Origin of the sequence: Vibrio sp. V43_P6S15P86 (genome assembly GCF_009904725.1) — a bacterium.
Classification (GTDB): Bacteria; Pseudomonadota; Gammaproteobacteria; order Enterobacterales; family Vibrionaceae; genus Vibrio; species Vibrio diabolicus.
The window spans coordinates 2883-10397 of sequence record NZ_WXWT01000346.1 but is presented as its reverse complement, the minus strand read 5'-3'; the positions used below and the strand labels follow the sequence as shown (position 1 = coordinate 10397).

Here is a 7515-nt window from a genome sequence, read left to right as displayed (position 1 = left end):
CATTAAATCATCACCCCTACATACAACTCATTATCAACCCCAGACAAAATTTGTCTGGGGTTTTTTATTGTAGTTTTTCAAAATTGTTATACTATAACAATTCGTCAGCGCGGGGAGTTGTTCTCTTTGGCTGTCTTTAGGGGATAACTGCTCTCAATTGTGATCTCTATATTGAAAAATGCGGTATCAATCCCCATAGTTGAAGAGCAATGAGTGAATCCCATGAATGCAATAACGAAAACGCATCAAGCGCATCAAGCAATAAATCGAGTGAGTATAGATATGGCGGAAGTACGTGCCAGAGTAGATTTTAAAGTCGGGGCTAAAAGTAATATCGATGCTGAAATCCTGTCTTTTCGTGGCCTGAAGACAGATAAAGAGCATGTGGCAGTTATCTTTAGGCAAGCGGATCAAACGCAAGAAACGCCTTTGGTGCGTATGCATTCAGAATGTCTTACTGGTGATGTTTTTCACTCATCCCGTTGTGATTGCGGCGAGCAATTAGAAGAAACCATTCAACGCATGGGCGAATCTGGCGGTATTATTTTGTACCTACGTCAGGAAGGTCGTGGTATTGGTCTATACAACAAAATTGATGCGTACCGTTTGCAAAGCCAAGGTATGAACACCTATGAAGCAAACAACCATTTGGGTTTTGATGATGACCTTCGTGATTTCACTGAAGCAGCGCAAATGCTCGAAGCATTAGGTGTAAGTAAAATTCGCCTTGTGACCAACAACCCTAAGAAATTTTTTTTGGTTGTCAATACCTCTGCACATATTAAAGATGGTAATGAAAGCTACCTAAAAGCAAAAGTTTCTCATGGGAAGCACAATCTAAAATTCTGATTTTATTTATTAAATTATCAGTTTTTCATGTTAAAAGCCTCACAATGATGAGGCTTTTTTTGTATCTAGAGTTGAAAATAAATTGTAAATTTGTATTATCTCGTGACTAATAGTGCAAATAAGAATAATTAGCACTACGAATAAAACGAATAAATTGCTCAACAAGGATGCTTCAGATGAATGCAAAAACAGTTTTAGTCCAATCTATTGCTGCATCACTTCTCATTGCCAGTGGTTCTACCATTGCTGCCCAAGTAACGAAACAACAAGTCGTTGAACATTATGCAGACGTTGCACATGCAGTCTTTTCTGACGCTGTGACAACGGCGAAAACGCTCGACGTAAAAATCGACGAATTCCTAAAATCGCCATCAGCGGATAAGCTTGAAGAAGTAAAACAAGCGTGGCTAGACTCTCGCGTTCCGTACCAACAATCTGAAGTATTCCGTTTTGGTAACGCGATTGTTGATGACTGGGAAGGGCAGTTAAATGCATGGCCACTTGATGAAGGCCTAATTGACTACGTAGCGACAGATTACCAATATGAACTCGGTAACGAAGGCGCTGCTGCAAACATCATCGCAAACACCAGTCTACAGATTGGTGCTTCTAAACTAGACGTTTCAAACATTACTCCAGAATTGCTAGCGGATCTCAACGAAGTAGGTGGCTCTGAAGCAAACGTGGCCTCTGGTTACCATGCGATTGAATTCTTACTTTGGGGTCAAGACCTAAACGGCACAAACGCAGGCGCAGGTCAGCGCGCTTACACGGACTTCGTTGTCGGTTCTGAGTGTACGAATGGTCATTGTGACCGTCGTGGTGAGTACCTAAAAGCGGCAGCCGATCTACTGGTTCAAGACCTTGAATGGATGGAAAAACAGTGGTCTGCGGAAGTGAAAGGCAACTACCGTGAAACGCTTCTTAATGATTCTGCGGATAATGGCCTACGTAAAATGTTGTTCGGTATGGGTTCATTGTCTTTGGGTGAGCTTGCTGGTGAGCGCATGAAGGTGGCGTTGGAAGCAAACTCGACAGAAGATGAGCACGATTGTTTCTCAGACAATACGCACAACTCTCATTACTACAACGAGCAGGGCATCTATAACGTTTACACAGGTCTTTACAAGCGTGAAAACGGCACATTGCTTTCTGGTCCGAGTATTGCTGACCTAGTGGCTCAAAAAGACAAACAAGCAGCTAAAGAGATCCAGAAGCAGTTTGATGTTACGCGTAATCAAGTTGGTAAATTGGTTACGTCTGCGGAGAAGAACAACCAACACTTCGACCAGTTAATTGCAGCGGGTAATGCACAAGGCAACACGTTAGTGAATGACACCATCATGTCATTGGTTGCTCAAACCGGTTCAATTGAACGTGCTGCGGGTATCATTGGCATTGATAGCCTAAGCCCTGATACTGCTGACCACGAGTTTTAATCAAAGTACAAAAATAATTGAAAGGGCTCAAACGAGCCCTTTACCGTTTTAACTCGCTGTTATCCCACCCCTCTTGTTGTGTTTTAGAGCAATGATATGAAGCCTTACTTAATTTCGGCCTTGGCCGTGATCTTTTCTTCTACTGCTATCGCGTATGATGTGAAATCTGGTGGACAAACGAGCGTCAAAAAAGAAGGCGCCAACGCGTATTCTCTTCCTGCCGCGAACCTTCCTATGAGTAAACGTCTTGATTTTAGCGTGGGCAATAGTTTTTTCCGCAACCCTTGGGTACAAGCGCCAGCGTCTACCGATGCCAGAGATGGTTTGGGACCTCTTTTCAATACAAATGGTTGTCAAAACTGCCACATCAAAGATGGTCGTGGTCATCCTCCAGAGCAAAATGATTTGCATGCGGTGTCCATGTTAGTGCGTTTGAGCATCCCTGCGATGACGTCAGAACAAAAAACAGCGTACATCAGAGACGGCGTTATACCTGAGCCGACTTATGGCGGCCAGCTCCAAGACTTTGCCCTGCAAGATCAAACGCCAGAAGGAAAAATCGAAATCACGTACACCGATGTGCCAGTGAAGTTTAAAGACGGCACGACGGTGACACTAAGAAAACCTCATTTGAATATTACCGATCTAGGTTACGGCGATATGCACCCTGATACGGAATTTTCAGCGCGTGTTGCACCGCCAATGATCGGCCTTGGTTTGTTAGAGAGTATTCCTGACGAAACGCTACTGGCTTGGGTTGATGAACAAGATGCCAACAAAGATGGCATCTCAGGCAAAGTAAACAAGGTTTGGGAGATTGAGAAGGACGACTTCTCGATTGGTCGTTTTGGCTGGAAAGCCGGACAACCGACGTTAATGCAGCAAAATGCAGCAGCATTCAATGGTGATGTGGGGCTGACGAGCCATTTATTCCCCAATGAAAACTGTACCTCGAAACAAAGTATTTGTGACGACATGCCAAATGGCGGTAAACCAGAAGTGAGTGAAAATATTCTCGACTTCGTTGAGTTTTACAGCCAGCACTTAGCCGTACCTATTCGCCGAAATATGAACGATCCTAGCGTGAAACTCGGTCAGAAAATCTTTGCTGCATCTGGCTGTGAAAGCTGCCATAAGACCAGTGTCAAAACGGCGAAGCGACCAGAGTTACCAGCGCTTTCTGAGCAGCTTATCCATCCATATACAGACATGCTTCTGCATGACATGGGTGAAGGTTTAGCCGATAACCGTCCTGAGTACTTAGCAAACGGCCGTGAATGGCGAACGGCACCCCTATGGGGCATTGGTTATACCGAAGAAGTAAACGGGCATACTTACTTCTTACATGATGGCCGCGCCCGTAACCTGATGGAAGCGGTGTTGTGGCACGGCGGCGAAGCGGAAACGGCCAAACAAAACGTGCTAGCACTGAACAAAAAAGAACGTGATGCATTGATTGCGTTTCTGAATTCTCTATAAGGAAGCAACCATGAAAAAAACACTGTTAGTGAGTGCGGTTGCCGCAACGTTAAGTTTGGTTGGTTGCCAATCGACAGTCGGTTCAAGCTCTGCCAAGCCTGAGAGTACAAGTCATATTTCTCAAGCGGTCTATGAAGTTGAGTTTCAATCTGCGCAGACATTTTTAGCGCAAACCACAGAACTAGAACAAAGCTTCGCGGATTACTGCACATCAGAGACGAAAGATGATGCTCAAGTAAAACAGCAATGGCACCAAACTATGCTGACGTGGATGGCATTACAAGGTCAAGAGCGTGGCCCTGCTACGGCGTTGGAGCAAAGTTGGAATGTCCAGTTTTGGCCAGATAAAAAGAACACCACTGGCCGAAAAATGTCTGTGCTGACGAAATCTGACCAAGTTTGGAGTGCGGAAAAGATCTCCACGCAAAGTGTCACTGTGCAAGGTTTAGGTGCGCTCGAATGGCTGCTTTACGATAAAGCGTCGACCTTATCTAGCAACAGCAATACCTGTACGACAGGTGTTGCAATTGCTGAAAACCTAGAAAACAAAGCGCAGATCATCGCAGACTCTTGGGCACAAAATCCTTGGAAGTCGTTAGAGATGACGGAATGGAAATCTGAGTACATTTCGCTGCTCTCTAATCAGCTTGACTACAGCATGAAGAAGTTGAGTCGTCCATTAGCGAAGATTGGTAAGCCTCGCCCGTATTTTTCAGAATCGTGGCGTTCAGAGACCTCACTTTCAAACTTAAAAGCCAACCTTCAAGGGATGGAAGCGTTGTACTTTGCTAACGGAAATGGCCTAGATGCGCTACTAAGAGAGCAAGGCCATGCAGATCTCGCTGACCGTGTTGTTCACCAGTTTGAAATGGCGTTGGAAACATGGCCTGAAGATAAGAGTTTGTTCACGGCTTTACAAAGTAAAGAAGGCTACCGCATGGTACTCGCTCAATACAACAAGCTAGAACAATTGAAGTACTTGATTCACGAAGAAGTGGCGATTGAGCTTGGCGTGGTTATAGGATTTAATGCAACCGATGGTGACTGATCAAACCCGCCGAACCTTACTGAAAGCCGCTCTATTCGGGGCGGCTACACCTATGATGCCATTTGGTTGTGCTTCAACAAGCTCACGTGAGCCTGCGTTGATCGGCTGCTCTATCATTGGCCGAGATAAATATGCAGCGGTGGTGGCGGATGAGCATGGTATGCCGCTATCTTCATTGCCGATTCCTGAACGTGGTCACGGTGTGGCAACAAACCCACAAGGCCACGCCGTAGTTTTTGGTCGTCGACCAGGTACTTTCTTCATGGTGTTTGATTATCGCTCAGAGCAGATGATCAAACTGCAGCTAGCAAAGCCAAATCGCCATTTCTATGGTCATGGTGTTTACTCCCATGACGGTATGTTGCTATTTGCTACAGAAGGGGAAAGGGGCACAAGCCGTGGGATCATCGGTGTTTATGATGTGCAAAAGCAATATCAAAAGATCGATGAGTTAACAGGTTTTGGCCTCGGCCCTCATGAAGTGATCATGATGCCTGATGGCGCATTAGCGATTGGCGTCGGTGGCGTACACACCAACGGCCGTGAACCGCTCAATCTAGATAGCATGAGACCAAGCCTGAGTTACCTTTCACAAGAAGGTGAGCTGTTGGATCAAGTCTCTTTACCAGATCATAAGTTGAGCATCCGTCATTTAGCGCATGATGGTGCAGAGACGGTACTGTGTGGTCAACAATATCGTGGAGAGCCGGATGAATACCCAGCTTTACTTGCGATGCACATTCGTGGAGGTGTGATGCAATCTTTGCATGCGGAACCCGAAGAGTGGGCGAGATTTAATCACTATGTCGCGAGTATCGCGGCGACGGATGAATGGATCCTTGCGACTTCTCCTCCGGGCAGTTGTTATGGGATATGGTCCAAAGCTACAGGGAAGTTGGTTGAGTTAAGTGCTTTGCCAGATGCATCGGGAGTGGTGACATATGGAAAGGAATTCAGGGTCAGCTCTGGTGCTGGCAAAGTGATTGAGCAAAGGCCAACGACACATAAAAGCGCTTCTTTTAGTGGTGTTCAATGGGATAACCATTGGTCAAAGATTGTTTGAACCCAAGTAGATAAAGAAACTTGATGTTAATTTCGACATCAGATTCTTAATTTTAAACCTGCAAGCTGTGAGATATTTGCCATACTTTTCATTATGGCAAGTAGCGCAAGGATCGTTTCAGTGTTTGCTAGGGTTTTAATCATGACGGCACTTATGGTGCCGTTTTGCAGCTTTTCTACCGTCGTTTCTCTCGAAGCTTCTGCACAAACAGAGCAAGAGGGAGCGGCACAAAAGCTGTCTGTCGAAAAAATGATCCATTATCCAGAGGTGATTGACCAGCTTTATCAAAGTACCAATTACCGTTTGAACTGGGAAAATGAAAGCGATATTGAGCAGTTTCTTTTTCAAGTAAACCTGGTTGCTCTTGCTGGCGTCACGGACGAATTCGAGAATCAACTCCATCGTATAAACCAAGTTCGATGGCAGGGAGATAACCTCGACTTTGATTTGGTGATGACAGATTCACTGTTGATGTATCTCAGTTATCTCGAGCAGCTCCCTGAAGAAGGTATCAACTGGTTATTTGCTAACAAAGCCCACGTGATTTTACCTGCTCCTAGCATCGATACTTTGTCCGTACTGAGTAACGAAATTACAGTTGGCAAACTTGGTCAATTCTTAGCAAGCCTTCGCTCTCCTTTACAAACGGACGAAGCTTTTTATTCCGCTTACTCCTCTTTATCCGAGCACGCTCAGTATCAATACCCAATCTATGAACAAACGGGCCTTGCCCGTGTCGGTGACCAATTAGAAAATAAACCGCTTCTGATTGAGCGTATGGAAGTGGTCGGTGTGGATGTATCGTATTTAGATATCACGACCCAACAGTATGATGAAGAATTAGAGTTAGCGGTGAAAGAGTTTCAGCGTATTCATGGCTTGAAAGAGGATGGGGTGATTGGCCCGAATACCATTCGATGGATCAACTTTTCTCCTCAAGAACGATTGCATCTATTGGCGCTGAACTCAGAACGTTCAAGGATTTGGTCCAAAGACAGAGATAATGTTGTCTTTGTAAATGTACCTGGATACGAAGTGACGTATTGGCACGATGGTCAACCGTTGTTCGAGTCTAAAGTTGTGGTTGGTAGAGCCTCAAGAAAAACACCAATCATGTCGGGAACTCTTGACTCCGTCATTCTCAACCCCACATGGAATGTGCCATGGACCATAATGGTGAAAGACATCATTCCTAAAGTGAAACGTAATCCGATGTATTTGATTAACCACAACATTCAAATCATCCGGTCTTGGACGTCAAACGAAATTATTGACCCTACAACCATCAATTGGGCGACGGTGAATCCGAGAGCATTTCCTTATCGTATGCGACAGGCATCGGGCTTACACAATGCATTGGGATTGTATAAGTTTAATATGCCAAACCCCCAAGCTATCTATTTGCATGATACGCCAAGTAAAAACTTGTTCGAACGAGATAGACGCGCATTCAGTTCCGGGTGTGTCCGCGTTGAACATGCAGACCAACTGGCGGAGCTCTTATTCAAAACTCAGGGACTAGAAGAGCGCTTAGCGAAAAAACGGGAAAGTACGCGTCGCTCTAACACGTCGGTTCCTTTAGGAGAACGCATCCAAGTGCACATTATTTATCAAACCGCATGGTTAGAAGAAGGAAC

The 7515-nt window shown here is 45.0% G+C and carries 6 protein-coding genes; all 6 read left to right on the top strand.

The window, feature by feature from the left end; genetic code table 11:
* Positions 1 to 222 precede the first annotated feature (222 nt).
* Positions 223 to 849, top strand: coding sequence for a GTP cyclohydrolase II (locus CAG69_RS15490; protein ID WP_237668082.1), 627 nt, complete (start codon positions 223 to 225; stop codon positions 847 to 849).
* A gap of 176 nt (positions 850 to 1025) precedes the next feature.
* Positions 1026 to 2288 carry an imelysin family protein gene (locus tag CAG69_RS15485; protein WP_161444985.1) on the top strand — a complete coding sequence of 421 codons (1263 nt, stop codon included), beginning with the start codon at positions 1026 to 1028 and terminating at the stop codon, positions 2286 to 2288.
* A gap of 96 nt (positions 2289 to 2384) precedes the next feature.
* Positions 2385 to 3767, top strand: a complete 1383-nt coding sequence (locus CAG69_RS15480; RefSeq protein WP_161444984.1) for a di-heme oxidoreductase family protein — start codon at positions 2385 to 2387, stop codon at positions 3765 to 3767.
* A 10-nt stretch (positions 3768 to 3777) separates the two neighbouring features.
* Entirely contained in the window at positions 3778 to 4815 is a 1038-nt protein-coding gene (locus CAG69_RS15475) for an imelysin family protein (RefSeq protein ID WP_161444982.1), read from the top strand.
* Entirely contained in the window at positions 4796 to 5878 is a 1083-nt protein-coding gene (locus CAG69_RS15470) for a DUF1513 domain-containing protein (protein WP_161444980.1), read from the top strand. The genes CAG69_RS15475 and CAG69_RS15470 overlap by 20 nt, the downstream gene beginning before the upstream one ends.
* 141 nt (positions 5879 to 6019) lie before the next feature.
* A partial coding sequence (locus tag CAG69_RS15465) for a L,D-transpeptidase family protein (protein WP_202600793.1) occupies positions 6020 to 7515 on the top strand: 1496 nt, incomplete at its 3' end.